Genomic DNA, 23,631 nt, shown 5'->3' on the forward strand with positions numbered 1-23,631 from the left:
CGAGATGACACCCGAAGAGGAAAAAAGCGGCCTTCATGCAACGACTGTGCAGTTGCAGGGCCGTGGTGTCATGCTGATGGGTAAGTCTGGCGCGGGGAAAACAGAACTGGCCCTTACGCTTGTCGAACGTGCGATTGCTCGCAATGAACAGGCTTCACTTGTCGCAGACGACCGCACTTTATTGCATGCGGAAAGCGGGAAGCTGATTGCGCGTGTGCCGCAAACATTGGCTGGCGGTGTCGAAATCCGCGGCGCGGGCCTTTTCACTGTTGCTTATGTGGAACAGACGCCGCTCGATCTCGTGGTCAGGCTGGTCCATCGCGACGGGGCCGAGCGCTATCCGAGTGGCGAAAACTGGCATTTCGAAGGTGTCCAAGTTCCATGTTTGCTGCTCCCTGCCCTTTCATCGAATGGCGATTCTAATGCACTTTCGCGGGCGATTGAGGCTACTTTGTTTTTAAAACCCTGGCCGTAAGTGCTGGCATCGGCGTTTTTTGTAAGTCACGTCCAAAAAGCGTGCTTAACGCTGCGGCATTTTGCTTTTTTCAAGGCAATGCTGAAATTTTTCACTTGCTATCAAGATTTGCCCTGCCAAGATGCACAACTCGTCGGTTAAGATCCGGCAGGGTTTTAGTGCCATCTGCGCCTTTGGCGGGTTGAAGCGGCGGGCACGCGACAGGAGCTTTTAAAGTATGATCGGACTCGTGCTTGTTACGCACGGAAGGCTGGCCGAGGAGTTTCTCCATGCTGTTGAGCATGTAGTTGGCCCGCAAGACAATTTCGAGACCGTATGTATCGGTGCGGAAGATGACATGGAACAGCGTCGTCGGGATATCGTCGATGCTGTCGAGCGCGCCGATAGTGGCAGAGGTGTCATCGTTCTGACGGATATGTTTGGTGGCACGCCGTCCAATCTGGCGATTTCGGTAATGGAGGAAGGCAAGATCGAGGTCATTGCAGGTGTTAACCTGCCAATGCTTATCAAGCTTTCGAGCGTTCGCATTGCTGGCGACATCAAGACGGCCTTGCGTGAAGCGCAGGATGCCGGGCGCAAATATATCAACGTCGCAAGCCAGGTCCTCACAGGAAAGTAATCATGCATCCCACCGTGGCCGTTACTGGCGAATACGATGCCGATAGCGCTCTGTCCCGGTCCTTTGAGATCGTCAACAAGCGTGGGCTTCATGCCCGCGCATCGGCAAAATTCGTTCAGCTTGTGGACAGTTATGATGCCCATGTTCGCGTTAGCAAGGATGGTATGACGGTGGGCGGCACATCCATCATGGGCTTGATGATGCTAGCAGCCTCACCCGGCTGCTGCATCGATGTCCGTGCATCGGGCGAACAGGCGGATGCAGTTCTTGATGCGCTTCAGGCGCTTATTGCCGATAAATTCGGCGAGGAATGCTGAGTTTTATCAAGCTTCGGGCTTCCCTCTCAATTGATTGATATAGACACATAAAGATTTCTTTATGTTGCGTTGTGCTGGCCGGGCTGATCTGCTAATCAGGACGCCAGCCGAAGCCCTTTCGCATTATTTTGGGCTTCTAAACAAATTTGATTGGAGCAGATGATGACCGCAAGTCAGGATTTTGTCGTCAAGGATTTAAGCCTCGCTGACTGGGGCCGCAAGGAACTCGATATTGCTGAAACCGAAATGCCGGGCCTGATGGCTGCGCGCGAAGAGTTCGGCAAATCACAGCCACTCAAGGGCGCTCGCATTTCCGGCTCGCTGCATATGACGATCCAGACGGCTGTCTTGATTGAGACGCTGAAGGCTCTGGGTGCCGATGTGCGCTGGGCTTCCTGCAATATTTTCTCTACGCAAGACCATGCCGCTGCAGCAATTGCAGCCACTGGCACACCGGTTTTCGCCATCAAGGGCGAAACGCTTGAAGAATATTGGACCTACACCGACAAGATCTTCCAGTGGTCGGATGGTCAGCCATCCAATATGATCCTCGATGATGGTGGCGATGCCACCATGTACATCCTGATCGGCGCGCGCGCTGAGGCTGGCGAAGACGTTCTTTCCAAGCCTGAAAGCGAAGAAGAAGAAGTGCTGTTCGCGCAGATCAAGAAGCGCATGGCTGAAACGCCAGGCTTCTTCACCAAACAGCGCGATGCGATCAAGGGCGTGACGGAAGAAACCACCACTGGCGTCAACCGTCTTTACCAGCTGCAGAAGAAGGGCCTCCTGCCCTTCCCGGCAATCAACGTCAATGACAGCGTCACCAAGTCGAAGTTCGACAACAAGTATGGCTGCAAGGAATCGCTGGTTGACGGTATCCGTCGCGGCACTGACGTCATGATGGCCGGCAAGGTCGCAGTCGTCTGTGGTTATGGCGACGTTGGCAAAGGCTCTGCAGCTTCGCTCGCAGGCGCTGGCGCTCGCGTCAAGGTCACGGAAGTCGATCCGATTTGCGCCCTTCAGGCCGCTATGGATGGCTTTGAGGTTGTAACGCTCGATGATGCGGCTTCAACAGCCGATATCGTGATCTCAACGACCGGCAACAAGGACGTCATCACGCTTGATCATATGCGTAAGCTGAAGGATATGGCCATTGTTGGCAATATCGGTCACTTCGACAATGAAATTCAGGTTGCAGGTCTTCGTAATCTCAAGTGGACCAACGTAAAGCCACAGGTTGATCTGGTTGAGTTCCCGGATGGCAAGCGGATTATCCTTCTTTCGGAAGGGCGCCTGCTCAATCTCGGCAACGCAACGGGCCATCCAAGCTTCGTTATGTCCGCATCTTTCACCAATCAGGTGCTCGGTCAGATTGAACTCTTCACGCGTACAGATCAGTACAAGAATGAGGTCTATGTCCTGCCTAAGCATCTCGACGAAAAGGTTGCTCGTCTGCATCTCGACAAGCTTGGCGCGAAGCTGACTGTGCTTTCTGAGGAACAGGCCGCTTATATCGGTGTCACTCCACAGGGCCCATTCAAGTCGGAACACTACAGGTATTAAGTATCCGTTAACCATACTGCTACATGTTGTAGGCCGGGCAGCATCAGGTTGCCCGGTCTTTATTTTTACACGTAACACGCTTCACGTGGATTCGCGGTAAGGGTATTGTGAAGACGAATCAATGTGTTTTGACGGGTGTTTGCGTTGGGCGTGTTTTGCCGGTTTAGGGCAAAAGACGGGCGGCTTATTCATCCTCGAAACATGTCTGGCTTTGCTGGTCCGGGCTCTTTGTATTGTGGCGATGCGGGAGAGTTGGGACAGAAATTGCAGTTGCTGTGTTTTGAAATATGGCAGCCTCGCTTTTGGGCGGTGCTGCCGGTGGCGGAGACAAGGGAAATATGCCAGTGGTCGGCTCATCGGGGAGCTTGCGGAGCAAATCCGCATTCAGCGCAGGCAGACACCTGAAAGGTTCGCTTTCGTTCGGCTTCAGCCCTCTTAAACGGGTCATCCTCAAAGCAACAGTTTCCTTTGCCGCACTGGTTGCGGCGGCTCCGGCATTTGCACAAAGCACGGAAAACTCCACACGCATAGATCTGCCATTTGGTGGCAGCGTTGGTGCTTTCGATGTCATCCAGTTTTCGATTTTTCTGGGCGCCATGGGGGCTGCCCTTTTGTCGGCTGGCTGGCTGATCCGCGATCGTTCCAAGATCGCCAATGAAAACAACGAATTGCGTTCGCGCCTGTCCGATATGGGGCTGGCGGCACAGCGCAATGACGCACTGCTTAACCTCAAAGATCAGCGGATCGTTGTCTGGGATGCCCACGGCGCACGCGCTGATGTCGTCGGACAATTGCCGTTTGATTGCGGTGCACCGCAGGACCGTTCGCATTTTCTGGCCTTTGGTCGCTGGCTGCGCCCGCAATCCGTAACCGAGCTTGAACGCGCGGTTTCGGCTTTGCGCGAGCAGGCTCATGCTTTTGATCTCACAGTTGAAACCGTCAACGGCACGCTTCTGGACGTTTATGGGCGCACGTCGGGCAGTTTCGCCGTCGTGCGCTTCCTGAGCCTCCAGGGTGTACAGGCGGAGCGCGCAGCACTACAGTCGCAGAACCGAGAACTCTCTGAAAAGCTTGCACTATTACGCCATCTGCTTGACCGGATCGAACAGCCCGTCTGGGTGCGTGGGTCTGATGGGCGCATCGAATGGGTCAATGGTGCCTACGCGCGCGCCGTGGATGCCGCTGACGGTACACAGGCAAGCTCGGAAGGCCGGGAGCTGTTTGGCGCACAGGCCCGTCAGCGTCTGGAGCGCGACCGCTTTGCCGAGCCGGATATGCGTGAGCAAATGCCTGCCGTGGTCCGCGGCGACCGCCGTATCTATGATGTCACCGATGTGAGTGCTGAGGCAGGTTCTGCTGGCCTCGGATTTGATTTAAGTGAAGTGGAACAGGTGCGCGAAGAACTGAGCCGCACCTTGAAGAGTCACGCCGAGACGCTCGACCAGCTTTCGACCGCTGTGGCTATTTTCGATCCGGATATGAAGCTTCAATTCTTCAATCAGGCTTTCGTTTCGCTTTGGTCGCTGGATACCGCATGGCTTGAAACGCATCCGAGCAACACGCTGCTTTTTGATCGGCTCCGCTCTGAAGGCAAGCTGCCGGAGCAGCCGGAATGGCGCAAGTGGAAGGATTCTCTGCTTTCCGCCTACCGTTCGGTCGAGCCGGAAGAACATATGTGGCATTTGCCGGACACGCGTATCATGCGCGTTGTCGCCAATCCGCACCCGCAAGGCGGCGTGACCTGGTTCTTCGAGAACATGACCGAAAAATTCGAGCTTGAAGGTCGCTACAACACGCTTATCAAGGTTCAGGGCGAAACGCTCGACCATCTGGCGGAAGCGGTTGCGGTGTTTGGCTCCGACGGCCGGTTGCGCCTTTCCAATCCATCTTTTGCCGATCTCTGGTCGCTGCCTGCAGCCATTACTGTTGAAGGCACACACATTTCCACAATCTCCAAGCTTTGCGGCCAGCGTGGCGGCGATGGCCTTTGGGAGGATTTTGTCTCTTCGGTGGCTGGCTTCCTCGACGAGCGCAACGGACGCATGGGGCAGGTGGAGCTTAATGACGGCATTATCCTTTCATATGCCGTCGTACCGTTGCCCAAGGGGCAGACCATGCTCACCTTCATCGATGTCACCGATACGGTGCGTGTTGAACGAGCTTTGAAGGAAAAAAACGAAGCGCTTTCGCTGGCCGATCAGATCAAGAACGATTTTGTGCAGCATGTTTCCTATGAGTTGCGCTCGCCGTTGACCAATATCATCGGCTTTACCGAGCTGCTGCAAACGCCGACCTTCGGTTCACTCAACGAACGTCAACTTGAATATCTCGATCATATTGGCACGTCGTCGGCAGTCCTTCTGACCATCGTCAACGACATCCTCGATCTTGCGACGGTCGATGCTGGTATTATGCAACTCGATATTGATGATGTGTCGGTGACTGATGAAATTTCCGCTGCTGCAAAGCGCGTCAGCGAACGTCTGCAAGAGCATGATATCGGGCTCGATATCGATATTGCCGATGATGTCGAAACTTTCAGGGCCGATGCCAACCGCGTAAGGCAGGTTCTGTTCAATCTCCTTTCCAATGCGTCCAATTATGCACCGGAAGGCTCGACGGTCGCGCTTCAAGTGGCGCGCGATGGCACGGATATTGTCTTTGCCGTGCACGATGACGGCCCGGGCATGCCAAGCGATGTGCTCGATACGGTTTTCAAGCGTTTTCAGGCCTATCAGAATGGCGGACGCAAACGCGGCGTAGGTTTGGGACTTTCCATCGTAAAAAGCTTTGTCGAGCTGCATGGTGGCAGGGTCGAGATTGAAACAGGTGCGGACATTGGAACCACGGTTATTTGTCGCTTCCCATCGGAGGCGCGCAGCTTCCGTGTTGCCGCCGAATAAGGTAAATGGTGCTGCATGAGCACCCCAATCAGTAGCCCGATCAATACTCTTGAGTTTTTCCTGCCAGATGAGGCCGCCACACAGCGCTTTGGTGAGGACTTCGCCCTTGCGCTCATGAAAGGTGATCTCGTCACCTTGTCCGGCGATCTTGGCGCAGGCAAATCCTCGCTTGCCCGCGCGATCATCCGCGCGATAGCCGACGATGAGGATTTTGAAGTTCCAAGCCCGACTTTCACACTGGTCCAAAGCTACGAGGCTTTGCGTATCCCCGTCGCGCATGCAGATCTCTATCGGATTTCGCATGGCGAGGAATTGGACGAACTGGGGCTCGTCGAATTCCTCGAAGATGGCGTGGTGCTGTCTGAATGGCCTGAACAGGCTGAAGGTTTTCTGCCAGAACCAGCTTTTGCTGTTCAGCTTACTCATGAAGGGGTAGGGCGGCGCATTGCGATTGCGGGTTTCGAAGCTGCGATTGCACGCCTTGAGCGGTCGCTTGAAATCCGTAGTTTTCTTGAAACGAACAATCGCAAAGGGGCCAAGCGGCGCTACTTGCAGGGCGATGCATCTCCACGCAAATATGAGATCGTCACAAGCGCCTATGGTGTTGAAGTTCTGATGAATGCGCCTGCGATGCCGTATGATCCGCCGCTGCGCAATGGAAAATCCTATCGCCAGCTTGCGCATATTGCTGAGAATATACAGGCTTTCGTGGCGATTGACGGTCTGCTTGCTGCACATGGTTTGCGGGTGCCCGAGATGCGCGCAATGGATATAGATGCGGGGTTTCTGATCCTTGAAGATCTGGGAACAGAAGGCATCCGCATGCCCTCGGGTGAACCTGTCGCCGAACGCTATGAGGCGGCAGGGCGGTTTCTGGCGCATCTCCACGGTGTTCAATGGCCAGATCACGCGCCGGTTCCAGGCCATCTTGATCATATCATCGCGAGCTTTGACCGCGACGCGATGATCATGGAAGTGAGTCTCGTGGGGCAATGGTATGCGCCACGCATCATGGGTCGCAAGCTCACCGACACCGAAATCGCAGCCTATGAGGCGGCGTGGGACGTAGTTCTGAACGACATCGCTGAGTGTGAGAAAAGCCTGCTTCTGCGCGATTATCACTCACCAAACCTGTTCTGGTTTGAAGATGCCGAAGGTGCCGACAAAATCGGCACTATCGATTTTCAGGATGCGATGATCGGGCCTGCTGCTTATGACGTGGCTTCTCTGGCGCTCGATGCCCGTGTGACGATCACGCCAAATCTCGAAAAAGCAGTGGTGGACGCCTATTGTGACGAGCGCCACAAGCTCGGTCATGTGTTCGACGAAGAGAATTTCCGCAAGGCATATGCAGCGATGGGCGCACAGCGCAATGCAAAGCTGTTAGGCCTGTTCGTGAGGCTTGATGAGCGGGATGGTAAGCCGCATTATCTCGCCCATTTGCCCCGCATTCACGACTATCTTAGCCGCGTGTTACAGCATCCGGTGATGACGCCCGTCGCTCGCTGGTTTGATGATCTCGCTTTGCTGGAGAAACAATGACAGTTCCTGATACAGCGGTTATGCTCGCGGCAGGCCTTGGAAAGCGCATGCGTCCCATCACCGAAACCATGCCCAAGCCGCTGGTTAAGGTTGCGGGTAAGCCGCTCATTGATTGGGGTCTTGACGCGCTGGCAAATGCTGGTGTCGAAAAGACGATCGTCAATGTTCATTACTTAGCCGACCAACTCATAACCTATCTTAATGATCGTATCTCACCTGAAATCATGATTTCCGATGAGCGGGCGCTGTTACTCGATTCCGCTGGTGGTATCATCAATGTGCTGCCTGAACTCAAGAACCAGCCTTTCTACGTACTCAATGCAGATACGTTTTGGGTTGGTGATGAAGCGAAGCCGAATATCTCAGCGCTTCGTGATGCATGGGACGGCGCCTCCATGGACATCCTTTTGATGACCGCAAAGCTTGATCAGGCGACGGGATTCGAAGGCAAGGGTGACTTTGTTGCAGATGATGAGGGGCGCTTGCGCCGCCTGCGTGATGTTGCGGGGGATCCGGTCATCTATGCAGGTGCCGCAATCATTCATCCGCGGATTTTTGCAGATAGCGAACCGGGTGTTTCATCGCTCAATCGCTATTTCGATGCGGCGATTGCATCAGGTCGATTGTATGGTATGCCAATGCGTGGGCATTGGCTGACAGTGGGAACGCCAGAAGCAATTGGCGAGGCGGAGGCCGTACTATCGGCGCTCTAAGCATTTTGTGGCCTGCATCTTTCCCGAAAACAGCTTCACATTTTTCGGGGTGCGCTTTGGCGTGAAGAAGGAATCGATATGAGAACGCCAAAACTGTTTTCCATTCCTTCCGGTACACCCTTTTTGCCAGCCTTTGCAAAAGCGCTTTTGGAAGGTCGTTTGGTTGAAGGTTTTCCGGGCAATGCGGCTGATCCGCTGGCGCTCGCGAATGCCACCATCTATGTGCCGACACGGCGCGCGGCGCGCGCACTTCGCTCCATTCTGGTCGATATGATCTCGGCAGAAGCATTTTCAACAAAAGTGGGAACCGGTTTCGCGTCCGAAAATGCGTGGGAAAAAAAGAGTGCGATCCTGCCTACGATACGACCGCTGGGTGACGTGGACGAGGATGCAGCTTTTTTCAATGCCAGCACGTCGGGAATTTTCGATCTCAATCCGCCGATCGGCAAGGCCGAGCGCCTGTTATTGCTGGCGCGGCTTATTCGTCCGTGGCGGGAGTCCCTGCCTGCGCATGTGCGCGCACTGTTTGGTGTCGAGGATGTGTCGGTTCCAGCCACGACCTCAGATGCAATCTGGCTTGCTCGCGATCTCGCAGGTCTGATGGATCAGGTCGAAACCGACAATGCCAAATGGAGTGAGCTTGCGAGCATCGCCCCAGATGATCTGGCCGATTGGTGGCAGGTCACGCTTGGCTTTCTCGATATTGTTACGAAAATCTGGCCGGATATTCTTGAAGAACGCAAGCTTTCCAATCCGGCTGCACACCGCAACGAACTGATCTGGGGCGAGGTGCGGCGGCTGCGCGATCATCCGCCTTTGGGCCCCGTGATTGCTGCCGGTTCTACAGGCTCTATTCCTGCGACCGCAGAGCTGGTTTCTGTGATCGCCAATCTACCCAATGGTGCAGTTGTGCTGCCCGGTTTGGACCGCGATCTCGATGAAGGTGCGTGGAACCTGCTGGGGGCTTCGGATGATAACCCCTCCACATTCGGGCATCCGCAATACGGTCTTCATAAGCTGTTGCAGGCCATTGGCATTCTGCGCGAGGATGTCGAGCATATCGAGAATATGCCGACGAAGAAGCGCGTGCTGGAGCGCGTGGTGAGCCAGGCGCTGCGTCCGGCTGAGACCACCGACGCGTGGAGCGAGCTCAGTCGCGACCCGGATATGCAACCCGAAGAACTTCGAAAGACCGCACACAAGATTGATCTGATCGAAACCGCCAATGAGCGCGAGGAAGCGCTGGCAGTAGCACTCGCGCTGCGTGATGCCATCAGCGATGAAAACAAGACTGCGGCACTGGTAACGGCGGATCGTAATCTGGCGCGTCGCGTGGTCGGCGAGCTTGCCCGTTTTGGTATCGATGCCGATGATTCCGGTGGTCGTCATTTGCGCGATATCGAGACTGCAACGCTGATGCGTCTGATGGTCGAAACGGTGTTTAATCCCGGTGATCCGGTAGCGTTGTTGGCGCTCGTCAAGCATCCGATGTTGCGGCTTGGCAGCAAGCGTATTGAACGGAGACTGGCTGCGGAAACGCTTGAGCTGGCGGCTTTCCGTGGTGGTACGGGACGCGCATCGATCATTGATCTGCCTGCATTTTTCGACCAACGCATGGAAGAAAGCGCAAACCAGCCCTGGCAACCTGCATGGCATTCAACTGTCACGCAGGACATGATCGATGCCGCACGCGCGCTTTGTGTGAGCCTGTCTGAAGCGGTCGCACCGCTGGCACCCTATGCAGTCATTAACCGGCGAACGGAAATAGGCGAAATCACCTGCGCAACTGTTGAGGCGCTCGAAAATCTGGCGCGCGATGAAAGCGGCAGTGTCACGCGCTATTATTCTGGTGAACATGGAGAGAAGCTGGCTTCCTTCCTGCGTCAGCTTGTATCGAGCGAAGCGGAACTGGATTTTGAAGCTATTGAATGGCCCGCCATTCTCGAAGCCTTGATGTCGGGTGAAACCGTCAAGCCGCATCCGGGTGGTCATCCGCGCGTCTTCATCTGGGGTGCGCTGGAAGCGCGTTTGCAGACGATGGATACGCTTGTGATCGGTGGTCTCAACGAAGGCACATGGCCCGCCAAGACACGCAATGATCCGTTCATGTCGCGCCCGATGAAGGCGATGATCGCACTCGATCCACCGGAGCGGCGCACTGGTCTTGCAGCGCACGATTTTCAGATGGCGCTCGGCATGGATCATGTCGTGTTGTCGCGCTCGCAGCGTTCGGATAACGCGCCGACCATTCCGTCGCGCTGGTTACAGCGGCTTGAAACTGTGCTTGGTGCCGATGTGACCAAGGATATGCGTGCTCGTGGTGCGCGTTTCATCCATTGGGCGCGCGAAATTGATCAGGCACCCGATGTACCCTTCGTCAAACGGCCAGAACCGGCACCGCCTGTGAGCGCACGGCCCAAGCATTTCTCGGTTACAGAAATCGAAACCCTGCGCCGCGATCCCTATGCGATCTTTGCAAAGAAAATTCTCAAACTGCGCCCGCTGGAACCGCTCATCCGCGATCCGGCAGCAGCAGAACGTGGGACACTTTTTCACGATATTCTGGGACATTTTACAGAAGAAGGCATCGATCCGCTTGCGCCTGATGCAGCCCAGCAACTGGAAGAGTTCGGCCGGCACTTCTTTGCCGACATGGACCTGCCTGTGGAGATCGAAGCGGTCTGGTGGCCCCGTTTTACCGCACTTATTCCGCAATTCCTCGAATGGGAGCGGGAACGCGCTTATAATGTTCAGACCCGATTTGCCGAAATTTCATCGGATAAGCGCGAGGTTGAAAGCCTTGGCATTACCTTGTCGGGCCGTGCCGACCGTATTGATCTGATGCGCGACGGAACTGCGGAAGTGATCGATTACAAGACCGGCTCCACACCATCGCCCAAGCAGGCGCATGTGCTGTTGTCGCCACAGTTGGCGCTGGAAGCAGCTCTTCTCGTGCGCGGTGCGTTCCGCGAACTGGGTTCTGTTCGAGCTTCTGATCTGACCTATGTGCGATTGCGGGCAGGTGGTGAGGTGAAGCCGGAATCGATTTTGAAAATCGGTCGGCCACCATCTGAAAAGACCGCCCCAGCCCTTGGCGAAGAGGCATGGCAGCGACTGGCGCAGTTGCTTACTGAATATCAGAATCCGGCTAAGGGTTATCTTTCCCGTGCGCTGCCATTCAAAGAAACCGAGCTTTCGGGCGATTATGATCATCTGGCACGCGTGCTGGAATGGTCCGCTGGTGGTGATGCGGGCGGGGACGGCGGCGAATGAAAAAGCAACGGATTATTCCAAAGGAAACAATCGACGCGCAGGCCAGTGCTGCCAATCCGCTGGCCTCTGTCTGGGTGTCGGCCAATGCCGGTTCGGGCAAGACTCACGTTCTGACCGAGCGCGTCATTCGTTTGCTGCTCGAAGGCACTGACCCGTCGAAAATTCTGTGTCTGACCTATACCAAAGCGGCAGCAGCCGTCATGCAGAACCGCGTCTTTGCGCGATTGTCCGAATGGGCAATGTTGCCTGATCAGGATCTGGCGGATCGGTTATGGAAGCTTGAAGGCAGGCGCGCGGGCGAACATCGTTTGAAAGTCGCAAGGCGGCTTTTTGCGCGTGCGCTTGAAACGCCGGGTGGGCTGAAAATCCAGACCATTCACGCATTTTGCGAAGCGATCCTGCATCAGTTCCCGCTTGAGGCGAATATCGCCGGTCATTTCGAGATGATGGACGATCTCATGCAAATGGCGCTGGTCGGCGAGGCGAGGCGCACTTTGCTTGAGACTGCGCATGGTGGTGGCGACGAGCTGCTTGCGAGCGCTTTTGCTGACGTCATGCAGGCGGCTGGCGAAATGGGGCTGCAATCACTGCTCGATGAAGCCGTGAACCGTCGTCACGGCTTGCAGCAATATATTGCCGCGCTTGGCAATGCGGGAGAGCGGAGCGAGACCCTTCATCGGCATTTTGGTTTCAGGCCAGGCACACGCGAATCCGATCTGCTTGACGAGATGTGGCCGGTGCCGGAGTTTTCCGATGATGCGCTCGATCTCATCTTGTCGATCCAGAAGGGTGCAGCGCGTGCGCATGATTTTGCGTTGCAGCTCAAGCAATATGAGAAGGTGAAAAGCAGTTTCGACAAGGAAGCTGTGCTGCGTGCAGCTTTCCTCAAAGCCACTGGTGAAGCCAAATCCGGCTCCTATGTGGGCTCGGCTGCTGTCAAAAAGCTGCTGCCGGATTTCGAAGAGGATTTCAACGCTGCTGCCTCGCGTGTGGAATTCGGTCTCGACAAGATCAAAGAGCTGCGGCTTATCCGGCTTAATCTGGCTGCACTCACACTCATTGATAATCTCCTGCAGCGCTATCACGATATAAAGCGAAAGCGTGGTCTGCTCGACTTTGAAGACCTGATCACGCGCACGGTTGCGCTGCTTGCCCGCGACGGGGCAGGGCAGTGGGTGCAATATAAGCTTGATCGCGGCATTGATCATATTCTGGTCGATGAAGCGCAGGATACCAGCCCCGACCAGTGGCAGGTCATCCGTATGTTGTCGGAAGAGTTTTTCTCCGGCCTCGGCCAGCGCGATGTAAACCGCACGCTGTTTGCCGTGGGTGACGAAAAGCAGTCGATCTATTCGTTTCAGGGGGCGGTGCCGGAAGACTTTGCGGCACAGGGCAGGGCGGTTAGTCTCAGGGCTGAGGATGCGGAGCTTAAATTCGAGCGCGTAAGCCTCAACTTCTCGTTCCGCTCCGCTCCCGACGTATTGCAGGCCGTGGATGAGGTCTTTGCACGTCCTGAAGCCAACCGCGGCCTTTCAGGTGCAACGGTTCATTCGGCCATTCGCGATAACGAGCCGGGCGAGGTGGAAATATGGGATATGCTGACGCCTGAAGAGGTGGAGGAGCCGGACGACTGGCGCATTCCGGTCGATCATTTGCAGGCACCTGCGATCAAGCTCGCCGAACAGATTGCAGCGACCATCCGCTATTGGCTTGATCGCGGTGAAACCATTCCGGGCCAGAATCGCGAACTTGCGCCGAAAGACATTATGGTGCTGGTGCGCAAGCGCGACCAGTTCATGCCAGCGCTTTCGCGCGCGCTCAAAGAGCGCCATGTGCCGGTGGCCGGTGCAGATCGGCTCAAGCTCACAAGCCATATTGCTATTCAGGATTTAATGGCGCTGGGGCGTTTCGTGTTGCAGCCATCTGATGATCTTTCACTGGCGTCACTTCTCAAAAGTCCACTTTTTGGTTGGGACGATGACAGGCTTTTTGCGTTGGCGCATCCGCGCAAGAGTGGTGAAACGCTGTTTGAGCGGCTTTATCATGCGTCACTGGAAGAGCCTGCGTTGATCGCGGTTCACAAGACGCTGAGCCGTTGGCGGAACATGGCCGATACCATGCCGATCTTCGAGTTCTATGCGCGAATTCTGAGTGCTGACGGCGCAAGACGGAAGCTTCTGGCGCGGCTTGGGCCGGAAGCTGGCGATATTATCGACGAATTCCAGAACTACGCACTTTCAGCCGAACGCGCTGGTCTGCCGGGCATGCAAGCCTTTCTCGAAACACTTGATGCGGCTTCACCACAAATCAAGCGCGAGCTGGATCAGGGTCGCAACGAAGTGCGCATCATGACGGTCCATGCCGCCAAGGGACTTGAAGGCGCTGTGGTGTTTCTGGTTGATCCGGGCAATGCAGTCTGGAGCGGAACCCGCGCACCAAAGCTTGTTCCGTTTGATTTTTCCAATGATGGTCCGCAGGTCAAAGGCTATCTCTGGCAGCCCAATTCAGGCTATCAGACTGGTTTTCTGGCATCCCAGATCGAAGGTCTCAAGACGCGCGCCGAGGAAGAATATCGCCGCCTGCTCTATGTGGGCATGACGCGTGCGGAAGATCGGCTGATTGTCTGTGGCTATCGTGGGTCGCGTGATAGTGGCGAGACATGGCACCGGCTGGTTGAGGATGCGCTCACAACAAAGGCAGAAACCTTCGTGCATCCGGTTTCAGGTGTTGCGGCACGTCGCTATCGCAACACGCCACGCGGGTTGACGGAAATCGCCGAGCCGGAAGTTACGGAAACGCTCGAAATTCCGCCGCTGCCGCCGGAATATTTGCAGCCGATCAAACCTGAGCCGGGACTGCCGCGCCCGCTTGCGCCATCGGGTGCATCGGCACTTATTGAAGCGGATGAAGAGCCGCCGCTTGATATTGTTTCACCTGTGCTGGGTGCAAGCGGGGATACATCGGCCTTCGCGTTAAGGCGCGGTACGGCGATCCACATGCTGCTGCAATATCTGCCGGAAGTGCCCGAGATTGACCGCGAGAAACTTGCACAGGACTATCTCACGCGCATCGCCAGCGACTGGCCGGAGATCGAACGCACGAAGGCATGGGCAAGCGTGGCGAGTATTTTAACCGATCCGAAATTCGCACCGGTCTTTGCTAAAGGATCGCGCGGTGAAGTGGCCGTTATGGGTACGATCAATCTCGGTGGCAAAGATCATGCTGTGTCAGGTCAGATCGACCGCATCAGCGTAGACGAAAGCCGCGTTCTGATCGTAGACTATAAAACCAATCGCCCGCCACCAAAGACCGTTGAAGCGGTGCCTTTCGCTTATCGCGCGCAGCTTGCGCTTTATCGGGAACTGCTTACGCCGCTTTATCCGGGGCGGATAGTTGAAGCGGCTTTGCTCTTCACTGAAGGGCCATATCTGCTGCCATTACCGGAAAGCGTGCTCAACGACGCATTGCAGGCTTTGAGTGACTCTCAAGGAAAGGTTACTAACCAGAACTTGACGAATGGCAGTCAACACGCCACATGATATGGTCAAAGGAGCAATTTCTCGATGAGTCTTTTGCTCTCAAACAGATATGAGGATAGCCCTATGGCAACCGTAAAGGTCGATAACAGCAATTTTCAGTCGGACGTTCTTCAGTCGAGCGAGCCTGTCGTCGTGGATTTTTGGGCTGAATGGTGCGGTCCTTGCAAGATGATCGCTCCCGCTCTTGACGAGATCGCCACTGAAATGGCCGGTCAGGTTAAGATTGCCAAGGTCAATATCGACGAAAATCCAGAACTCGCAGCACAGTTCGGCGTGCGTTCGATCCCAACGCTGCTGATGTTCAAGGATGGCGAACTCGCTGCCAACATGGTTGGCGCTGCTCCAAAGAGCCGCCTTGCCGACTGGATTAAGGCTTCTGCTGCTTAATCAGCAAGCTTCTGACCTCTGAAAAACCCGGCCTTTGTGTCGGGTTTTTTGTTGCGCTATGGGCTGTTGAAACAGTGAGCATTCAAGAAAGCTTCAATGAACTGAGAAAATACTGTTACAAATGAGGCCTATTCCCCGTTCAGTCTCAAAGCTGGCCGTCGTTCATCCGGTGGTCGCCATCGTTCGGGGTAAAGCATGCTTATTAATCGTCGTCACGCATTGGGTTTGATGGGAGCTGCTGCTGGCACCTTCGTCCTGCCGGGTATCGTTCGTGCCAATCAGCGCCGCTCGATCACGATTGCGGTGCAGAAGATCACCAACAACAACACGCTCGACATCTGGAACGAGCAGTCGAATGTTGGCGAACGCGTCTTCTTTCCCAATCTGTGGGAAGGCTTGATCCTGCGTGACTGGATGGGAAATCAGGGACCTGTTCCCGGCCTTGCGACCGAGTGGAAGCGTCTTGATGACAAGACCATCGAGCTCAAGCTGCGTCAGGGTGTGAAGTTCCACAACGGCGATGAGTTGACTGCGGAAGATGTGGTGTTCTCGTTCTCCGATGAGCGCCTCTTTGCAGGCACTGAGCCGTCAGGTGGCAAGACGCTTTACGAAGCAAACTTCAAGCCGCAGACTGAAAAAGAACTGCCGGCTGCAATTCCGGGCATTTCGCGCCGCCTGTGGCCCGCCCTTCGCGGTGTCGAAGCTGTCGACAAATATACCGTGCGTTTTCACAATGCGACGCCTGACGTGACGCTTGAAGGCCGTCTCTACGCCTTCGGTTCGCAGATTGCCAACAAGCGCGCATGGAACGAAGCAAAGTCCTATACCGATTGGGCGCGCAAGCCTGTCACGACAGGTCCTTACAAGGTCGCAGACTATAAGCCAGACGTAGAACTGGTGCTGGAAGCGCATGACGAATATTGGGGCGGTCGTCCGCCATTGCAGCAAATCCGCTTCGTTGAAGTGCCGGAAGTTGCAAGTCGCGTAAACGGCCTGATTTCGGGTCAGTACGACTTCGCCTGCGATCTTCCACCAGATCAGATCGGCAATGTTGCGAACAATCCGGGTCTTGAAGTTCAGAGCTCAACTATCTGGAACCATCGCACGACGATTTTCAATACACAGAATGAAGTGCTGCGCGATCCGCTGGTGCGCCGCGCCATGACCCATTCGATTGATCGTCAGGCAATCGTGGATTCGCTCTGGGCTGGTCAGACCGTTGTGCCTGCTGGTCTTCAATTTGAAAGCTTCCGCACTTCCGACATGTTTGTCGAAGGCTGGGCGCCACCGCAGTTCGACCCGGAACTCGCCCGCGATCTGCTCAAGCAGGCCAATTATAAGGGTGATGCGATCCCATACCGTCTGCTTAACAACTACTACACCAACCAGACCCCAACCGCTCAGGTTCTGGTGGAAATGTGGAAGCAGGTTGGCCTGAATGTCGAGATCGAGATGAAGGAAAACTGGGCGCAGATCCACGATCCGGCAGGCACCAAGGGTGTGCGCGACTGGTCGGCATCCAACAACATCAACGATCCGATCACGCCGATGGTGGTGCAGTTTGGTCCCAATGGTGAAGTGCAGCAGAAGAAGGACTGGTCGAACGACGAGATCAACAAGCTGTCGGTGATCATGGAAACTTCGACAGATCGCGGAGAGCGCAAGAAGGCAATCGCGCGTATGCTTGAAATCTGTGAGCGCGAAGACCCGGTTTACAATGTCCTGCATCAAAATGCCGTGTTCACCGGCATGAAGAAGGAACTGAAGTGGAAAGCCGCTCCGGCCTTCGCCATGGATTTCCGTTCAAACAACTGGAACGTCTGATCCTGAAGAATGGCTGGCGCGATTATGCGTCAGCCATTTTTTCTTTCCATAAATACATTTGAAAATCGCCAGTAACCGCGATTGACCGAGCGAAAGGAGAAGACGGTGGCATTCGTCTCCATTCGGGATTTAAAGGTTTCATTCAGCGGTGTGCAGGTTCTGCACGGCATCAATATCGACATAGACCGGGGTGAAACTCTGGGTCTGGTTGGTGAATCCGGTTGCGGAAAATCTGTGACCTGGCTCGCAGCCCTTGGCCTTTTGCCGGGCAAGACATCGGTCTCCGGTTCTGTGCGTGTCGATGGTCAGGAGCTTATTAATGCTCCACGCCATGTTCAGGAAGGTGTTCGCGGTGGTCGTATTGCGATGATTTTTCAGGACCCAAGCTCCTCGCTCAATCCGGTCAAGAAAGTTGGTCCGCAGATCGTGGAATCCCTTTCCCTTCATCGGGGATTGAAGGGCAACGCTGCCCGTCTTGAAGCGATCAGGCTTATGGAACGGGTTGGCATTCCCGATGCCACGCGTCGGTTCGATCTCTTTCCGCATGAATTTTCCGGCGGCCAGTGTCAGCGCATCATGATCGCCATTGCTCTCGCTGGAGAGCCGGATGTGTTGATTGCGGATGAGCCGACCACAGCACTTGATGTCACCATTCAGGCGCAAATTCTCGATCTTCTGAACCAGATCAGGCAGGAAACCGGCATGGCGATTGTGTTCATCAGCCATGATTTGGGGGCCGTCAGCCAGATATGCGAGCGGGTATGCGTCATGTATGCCGGTCGTATCGTGGAAACTGCACAAACGTCGGAATTGTTTGAGACGCCGAAGCATCCTTATACTTTGGGTCTGTTTGATGCTATTCCGCGGCTGGATGGCGGTCGCGAAAGGCTGCGCGCCATTCCGGGCACCGTCCCTGATCCCCGACACTTGCCGCAAGGCTGCGCCTTTGCGCCACGCTGTTCGCAGGCAACTGAGCAATGTGAAAAACATATTCCCGAGCTTCGGCAGTTGAACGCGCAGAAAGTCGCCTGCTTCAACGTGGTTGATGTGATTAAGACCACATTCATCGAGGCAGGAAACGCCCATCGCACCATCGGTGCGGAAGGAGCGACAGCATGAGTTTCCTTCTTGAAGCCCGTAATCTCGTTCGCACCTATCAGGGCGGCGGCGTCTTCAAAAAGACCGATCCGGTTAAGGCAGTCGATGACGTGAGCTTGTGCATTCAGCCGGGCGAGACTCTTGGCATTGTGGGTGAATCTGGCTGCGGAAAGTCGACGCTCGGTCGTATGTTGCTGGGCATCGATGATGCCACTGAAGGCCAAGTGTTTTTTGATGGCAAGCCGTTGCCACCGCGCAATACGCTCGAATGGCGTAAGCTTCGCGCGCAGATGCAGCTGGTGTTTCAGGACCCGCTCGCGGCCCTTGATCGCCGCCTGACCATTGCTGCGCAAATCGGTGAGCCTTTACAGATACATGGCATCGCCAAAGGTGCGGAGCTGAAAGATCGTGTTGATGAGCTGATGATATCGGTAGGGTTGAGACGCGATCAGGGCGACCGCTATCCGCATGAATTGTCGGGTGGCCAGCGTCAGCGCGTCATCATCGCACGTGCTTTGGCCACAAGCCCGCGATTGCTGGTGTGCGATGAGCCGGTTTCGGCGCTTGATGTTTCCATTCAAGCGCAGGTCGTCAATCTGCTGCGCGATCTGCAGGACAGGCACGGCGTCGCCATGATTTTCATCAGTCACGACCTCAAGGTCGTGCGCAATATCTGCGACCGTGTGGCGGTCATGTATCTCGGTAAAATTGTCGAGGAAGCAAGTTCCGGTGTGATTTTTGAAACGCCGCATCATCCATACACCAAAGCACTGGTTTCCTCAGTACCAATTCCGGGAAAGCGGCTTGAGCACCGCATGATCCTCAAGGGCGAGCCGCCAAATCCTGCCAACCGACCGGAGGGATGCGTTTTCCATCCGCGCTGTCCGATTGCTGGCTTCCAGTGTCCGACAGCAATGCCAGAACTTGAAGTTTCCGGTTACGACCGACGGACCGCTTGTCATTTTGTCGAGCCGGTCAAAACCGCGGCGTGAGGCCTGAATGTTATCTTATGTAGCGTCCCGTCTTTTTCGCGCGCTGGTCACGGTGTTTCTGGTCATGACCTTCGCTTTCGTGGTTTTGCGCATGTCGGGCGATCCGGCGCAGATCATGCTCGGTCCAGATGCGCCGCAGGAATCCATTGATGCGTTTCGCAAGGCCTGGGGGCTGGATGACCCGCTGTGGCTTCAATATATCTCTTATCTCAAGGGGATATTGAGCTTCGACTTCGGTGTCTCCATGCGAGACAAGGCATCGGCCATCGATCTGGTGCTGCAACGCATACCCGCCACGCTTCAAATTACGATTCCCGCGTTGATCATCAAGCTGGGCCTTGGCATTCCGGCAGGTGTTTATGCGGCCTTGCATCGGCAGGGCTTTGCGGATCGTGGCGTAATCACGCTGTCCATTCTTGGCTTTACGGTGCCGTCCTTTGTGCTTGGTTTGGTGCTGGTTCTGATCTTCTCGATCCAACTCGGCGTTCTGCCATCCGGCGGCAGCGATACGTGGGCCCATGGCATTTTGCCCACAATGACGATTGCCATCGGCGGCACGGCAATTCTGGCGCGGTTCTCGCGTTCGGCAATGATCGAAGTGCTTGGCAGTCCTTATATCCGCACAGCTTCCGCCAAGGGTGTCAGCTGGCACGATGTCGTGTGGAAACACGCACTGCCCAATGCTTCTGTACCGATTGTGACAATTGTCGGCTTCATGGTCGGATCGCTGATTGCGGGTGCGGTTGTTGTCGAGACCATCTTTTCGTGGCCCGGCGTCGGACGTCTGCTTGTTGTTTCAGTTGCGAACCGAGACCTCGCCGTCGTGCAGTGCCTTCTTCTGATGATTGCCAGCTGCATGGTTGTCTCCAACCTCATTGTCGATGTTCTCTACGGCGTTCTTGATCCACGCCTGAGATCAAAGGCTGCGCATTAAGGGAGGTTGAGGATGACCGACACAGCTCTTGACAGCACCACCACAATCCGGGCACCGGGGCTTATAACGCGTCTACGCAAATCAGTGCCTGCAAGTGTTGCATTCGCGATTTTCTGGCTTGGACTGATGCTTTTTGTGGTGTTCTTCGCCGATCTATTGCGACCATATCCGATCACCAAAATGGACCTGATGGCGCGGCTGGTTCCGTTTGGCACGCCCGGACATTGGCTGGGGACGGATGAGCTTGGCCGCGATGTCTATTCGCGTCTCATCCAGTCGATCCGTGTATCGCTGATCATCGCATTTGGCGCGACGATTCTCTCGGCCTTCTTCGGGACGCTGCTCGGTTTTCTTGCCGCCCGCTTTCGTGGCTGGGTGGAGCAGGTGGTGCTGATGCTGGCGGATTTTCAGGCGGCACTTCCGTTCATGGTACTGGCTCTGGCAGTTCTTGCCTTCTTCGGCAACTCGCTGACGCTGCTGATCTGTCTGATGGGTTTTTATGGCTGGGAACGTTATGCGCGCATTGCACGCGGGCTTGCGATTTCTGCCGGTGCGCAGGGCTATGCCAGTGCCGTGGTGCAGTTGGGCGCCTCGCCGTTCCGTGTCTATTTTCATCACATTCTGCCCAATGTCGCCTCGACGCTGATCGTGTCGATGACGCTGACTTTCCCGGAAATTATCCTGATGGAATCCGGGCTTTCCTTTCTTGGTTTGGGCGTGCAGCCCCCGGCCACATCTTTGGGCAACATGGTTGGCTTTGCGCGCGAATATCTCACGCAGGCACCGTGGATCATGCTGGCACCGGCGCTGGTGATCGTACTGACCACCCTTTCAATTTCACTCCTCGGGGACTGGCTGCGCGACAAGCTGGACCCAACCGTTCAATAGGAATATCGCAATGATAAAGATCATGGCGCATCGTGGTGCGCGCAATCTGTGGGCTGAAAACTCGCTGACGGGTTTCAGAAATGTACTGAAGCTCGATGTCGATAGTGTCGAGTTCGACCTACACTTGACCAGTGCCGGACAGATTTTGGTTATCCATGACAGCACGCTGGAGCGTACCACAGACGCTCACGGTTCTGTCCGCGATCTGGATGACAATGCCCGCCGCTCCATTCGTCTTAAAGACGAGCAGGGCAATGTGACCGAGGATAGCATTCCGACTTTCGAGGAAGTGCTGGATGTGTTTGCGGCGAGACCCGAACTCAAGCTTTATGTCGAGCTGAAGTCAGGCTCTGACGGCAAGCCTTATGAAGGACTGGTCGAAAAGGCCGTCGAAATCATCAAGCAACGTGGCATTGAAGAGCGGGTCGTTCTGCATTCCTTTGACCGCAGTGTCGTTGAGCGCTGCGCCGAAGTTGCACCGGATATCGAGCGACTGATGTCGCTCAACACTGAATGGGTTGAGCGCAATGGCGGGCTTGAGCATTTCTTTGCGAGCGTCGAACCACTGGTTCAATATGTCGGCGTTCATCATGCGCTGTTCGAAGCTGAGTTTGAGCGCATTACGTCGCTGTTTCCAAACGAACGTCTCGGCGTGTGGACGCTCAACGAGCGCGACCTGATTGACCGTTGGATGCAACGCGATGTCGCTTACATCACGTCGGATAGTCCAGATCTTGTGATTGCTTCCCGCCTCGCTCTCTCAAAACAGCCCGCCTGACAAATCCCAACACTACAAACCCTACTCGGTCAATTTCAGGAAGAATCCCATGTCTGATCTGCCGCTGCTCGGCGCAGCCGTGCCATTGTCGTATCTCGAAAACCATCTTGACTTTATCCTGTCGGAAAACCGCGATCTGGAAATTCAGGATTTCTTTGATGTCGGCCTGTTGAAGGGTGACTGGAAAACACCGGCAAACCGTATCAAGACGCTGCTGGACGGCTATCAGGGCCGTCTCGGCATCCATGGCCCCTTCTGGGGGCTCAATATGTCGAACCCGGATGAAGACATTCGCACAGTTGTGCGTGAGCGTTATCTCAAGGGTCTGGAAGTCTGCGAATATATCGGTGCAACGCAGATGGTCGTGCACAGCCCTTATAATTTCTGGTTTAACAACAATCGCGACAATGTACCGGAAAGTGCGCAGAACATCGTCGATTACGCCCATGACACACTCGCTCTGGTCGTCGAACGCGCAGAAGAAATCGGTTGCACACTGGTGATCGAAAACATCGAAGATATCGATCCCGATGCCCGTCGCATTCTGGCCGATAGCTTCCACTCAAACTCTGTTGCGGTATCTGTCGACACGGGCCACGCGCATTTTGCCTATGGCTCCATGGGCGCTCATCCGGTGGATTATTTCATCAGTCGTGCAGGAAACCGTCTTGAGCATGTACATCTTCAGGATGCAGACGGTCACGCAGATCGCCATTGGGCAATCGGTGAAGGCACGATCCGCTGGCACGCAGTCTTTGCTGCTTTGTCGAAGCTTGAGAGCAATCCGCGCCTGATGCTTGAACTGCGCGACAAGAACAAAATCCAGCAGTCAGTGCAGTATTTGATGGCGGCAGGTTTAGCCCGCTAATTGCAAAGTTTCTGCCTTCCTCTGGCTGTCATGAATGGCGATTTGGTTTGCCGCTTATGACAGCCATTTTTTGATTTGGATGAAAATATAATAAATTCAATCTATTATGAAATTTATTCTTCAAGGGACAACGCCGCAATCAAATATCTGATGCCTGATACATCAGATATTGACATATCAATCCACGTACTCCAAGATCATCTCGTAGTTTCGGATGACAGTCAGGTGCGCCCTTGCGTGATAACGTTTCCCCATTTTCACCGATCAAGGTGAAGAGCCTCAGAGATCATGTTCATGACGATCTTCGGGAGGCGATTATTTCGGGGCGTCTGAAATCCGGTGACAGATTAAACGAGCGGCAATTGGCAGCCGATCTGGGCATCAGCACCAGCCCGCTTAAAGAGGCGCTGCGTCAGCTAGAAGGTGAGGGGCTGGTCCGCACGGAAGCGCGGCGCGGGACATTTGTGTCGTTCAATGCACGGCAGGCCGAAGAGATGACGCTGGCGCGCGCTGCCCTTGAAAGCATCATTGCACGGCAGGCAGCAAAACATGGCGGTGAAGACGCTTTTGTGTTTCTGCGTGCGGTTATTGAGGAAATGCGGGCGGCAGTGGAATCCGGCGATGTGGATGCGCTGATCGAACTCAATGAGAAGTTTCATGATGCCATTCATGAGGCGTCGGGATGCGAATATCTGCGGCGGCTGCAAAACGCGCAGCGCATGTATGACCATGCAGCACGGGTGACGGTGTTGTCACGTGAAGATGTGCGCAGGCAATCGTTTGGTGAACATGAAGCGATTATGCAGGCCATTACTGCAAGAAACGGCGATTTGGCCGAGCGATTGATGCGGGAGCACATCGTGAAGGCGGGGGATACACATATCGAACTGGTCTTCTGACCAGTACCTGGGAGGGTAT

18 protein-coding genes are annotated in these 23,631 nt (G+C 55.1%); all 18 read left to right on the plus strand.

All coding sequences use genetic code 11. The features are described 5' to 3' along the window. Positions 1 to 4 precede the first annotated feature (4 nt). The 18 genes from OIV19_RS00895 to OIV19_RS00980 all read left to right on the plus strand — a co-directional run bounded on the left by OIV19_RS00895 (position 5) and on the right by OIV19_RS00980 (position 23,612). A complete protein-coding gene (locus OIV19_RS00895; RefSeq protein WP_264230429.1) occupies positions 5 to 475 on the plus strand; it encodes an HPr kinase/phosphorylase in 471 nt (156 codons plus the stop codon). A gap of 217 nt (positions 476 to 692) precedes the next feature. Then, positions 693 to 1,094 carry a PTS sugar transporter subunit IIA gene (locus OIV19_RS00900; protein WP_024898424.1) on the plus strand — a complete coding sequence of 134 codons (402 nt, stop codon included), beginning with the start codon at positions 693 to 695 and terminating at the stop codon, positions 1,092 to 1,094. Positions 1,095 to 1,096: 2 nt separating this feature from the next. Beyond that, positions 1,097 to 1,411 carry an HPr family phosphocarrier protein gene (locus OIV19_RS00905; RefSeq protein ID WP_024898423.1) on the plus strand — a complete coding sequence of 105 codons (315 nt, stop codon included), beginning with the start codon at positions 1,097 to 1,099 and terminating at the stop codon, positions 1,409 to 1,411. Positions 1,412 to 1,573: 162 nt separating this feature from the next. Next, on the plus strand, positions 1,574 to 2,974 hold the full coding sequence (ahcY, locus tag OIV19_RS00910; protein WP_095447716.1) for an adenosylhomocysteinase: 1,401 nt from the start codon (positions 1,574 to 1,576) through the stop codon (positions 2,972 to 2,974). 287 nt (positions 2,975 to 3,261) lie between these two features. Next, positions 3,262 to 5,877 (plus strand): sensor histidine kinase, encoded by a 2,616-nt coding sequence (locus OIV19_RS00915; RefSeq protein WP_404901857.1) that lies wholly within the window; start codon positions 3,262 to 3,264, stop codon positions 5,875 to 5,877. A 15-nt stretch (positions 5,878 to 5,892) separates the two neighbouring features. After that, the gene (gene tsaE / locus OIV19_RS00920) at positions 5,893 to 7,419 is read left to right on the plus strand and encodes a tRNA (adenosine(37)-N6)-threonylcarbamoyltransferase complex ATPase subunit type 1 TsaE (RefSeq protein ID WP_498831020.1); all 1,527 of its coding nucleotides are present in this window, start codon (positions 5,893 to 5,895) and stop codon (positions 7,417 to 7,419) included. Then, positions 7,416 to 8,132 (plus strand): nucleotidyltransferase family protein, encoded by a 717-nt coding sequence (locus OIV19_RS00925; RefSeq protein ID WP_264230430.1) that lies wholly within the window; start codon positions 7,416 to 7,418, stop codon positions 8,130 to 8,132. The genes tsaE and OIV19_RS00925 overlap by 4 nt, the downstream gene beginning before the upstream one ends. A gap of 78 nt (positions 8,133 to 8,210) precedes the next feature. Continuing rightward, positions 8,211 to 11,405, plus strand: a complete 3,195-nt coding sequence (gene addB / locus OIV19_RS00930) for a double-strand break repair protein AddB (protein WP_264230431.1) — start codon at positions 8,211 to 8,213, stop codon at positions 11,403 to 11,405. Continuing rightward, positions 11,402 to 14,944, plus strand: a complete 3,543-nt coding sequence (addA, locus tag OIV19_RS00935) for a double-strand break repair helicase AddA (protein WP_264230432.1) — start codon at positions 11,402 to 11,404, stop codon at positions 14,942 to 14,944. The genes addB and addA overlap by 4 nt, the downstream gene beginning before the upstream one ends. 63 nt (positions 14,945 to 15,007) lie before the next feature. Continuing rightward, positions 15,008 to 15,331 carry a thioredoxin gene (trxA, locus tag OIV19_RS00940; protein ID WP_006473274.1) on the plus strand — a complete coding sequence of 108 codons (324 nt, stop codon included), beginning with the start codon at positions 15,008 to 15,010 and terminating at the stop codon, positions 15,329 to 15,331. Between the two features lie 195 nt (positions 15,332 to 15,526). Beyond that, positions 15,527 to 17,155, plus strand: a complete 1,629-nt coding sequence (locus tag OIV19_RS00945) for an ABC transporter substrate-binding protein (RefSeq protein WP_095447720.1) — start codon at positions 15,527 to 15,529, stop codon at positions 17,153 to 17,155. Positions 17,156 to 17,260: 105 nt separating this feature from the next. Then, complete coding sequence (locus OIV19_RS00950; protein WP_264230433.1) at positions 17,261 to 18,274, plus strand: ABC transporter ATP-binding protein; 1,014 nt, start codon at positions 17,261 to 17,263, stop codon at positions 18,272 to 18,274. After that, entirely contained in the window at positions 18,271 to 19,245 is a 975-nt protein-coding gene (locus OIV19_RS00955; protein WP_264230434.1) for an ABC transporter ATP-binding protein, read from the plus strand. The genes OIV19_RS00950 and OIV19_RS00955 overlap by 4 nt, the downstream gene beginning before the upstream one ends. 7 nt (positions 19,246 to 19,252) lie before the next feature. After that, positions 19,253 to 20,179: an ABC transporter permease gene (locus OIV19_RS00960; protein ID WP_264230435.1), complete on the plus strand. Its 927-nt coding sequence runs from the start codon at positions 19,253 to 19,255 to the stop codon at positions 20,177 to 20,179. A 12-nt stretch (positions 20,180 to 20,191) separates the two neighbouring features. Beyond that, positions 20,192 to 21,067: an ABC transporter permease gene (locus OIV19_RS00965; RefSeq protein WP_264230436.1), complete on the plus strand. Its 876-nt coding sequence runs from the start codon at positions 20,192 to 20,194 to the stop codon at positions 21,065 to 21,067. A 10-nt stretch (positions 21,068 to 21,077) separates the two neighbouring features. Further along, positions 21,078 to 21,845: a glycerophosphodiester phosphodiesterase family protein gene (locus OIV19_RS00970; protein WP_264230437.1), complete on the plus strand. Its 768-nt coding sequence runs from the start codon at positions 21,078 to 21,080 to the stop codon at positions 21,843 to 21,845. A gap of 49 nt (positions 21,846 to 21,894) precedes the next feature. Further along, complete coding sequence (locus OIV19_RS00975) at positions 21,895 to 22,713, plus strand: sugar phosphate isomerase/epimerase family protein (RefSeq protein WP_264230438.1); 819 nt, start codon at positions 21,895 to 21,897, stop codon at positions 22,711 to 22,713. 233 nt (positions 22,714 to 22,946) lie between these two features. Next, positions 22,947 to 23,612, plus strand: coding sequence for a GntR family transcriptional regulator (locus OIV19_RS00980; RefSeq protein WP_095447727.1), 666 nt, complete (start codon positions 22,947 to 22,949; stop codon positions 23,610 to 23,612). Positions 23,613 to 23,631 lie beyond the last annotated feature (19 nt).

The sequence above is a fragment of the Brucella sp. HL-2 genome (assembly GCF_025846885.2).
In the GTDB taxonomy this organism is placed as follows: Bacteria; Pseudomonadota; Alphaproteobacteria; order Rhizobiales; family Rhizobiaceae; genus Brucella; species Brucella quorumnocens.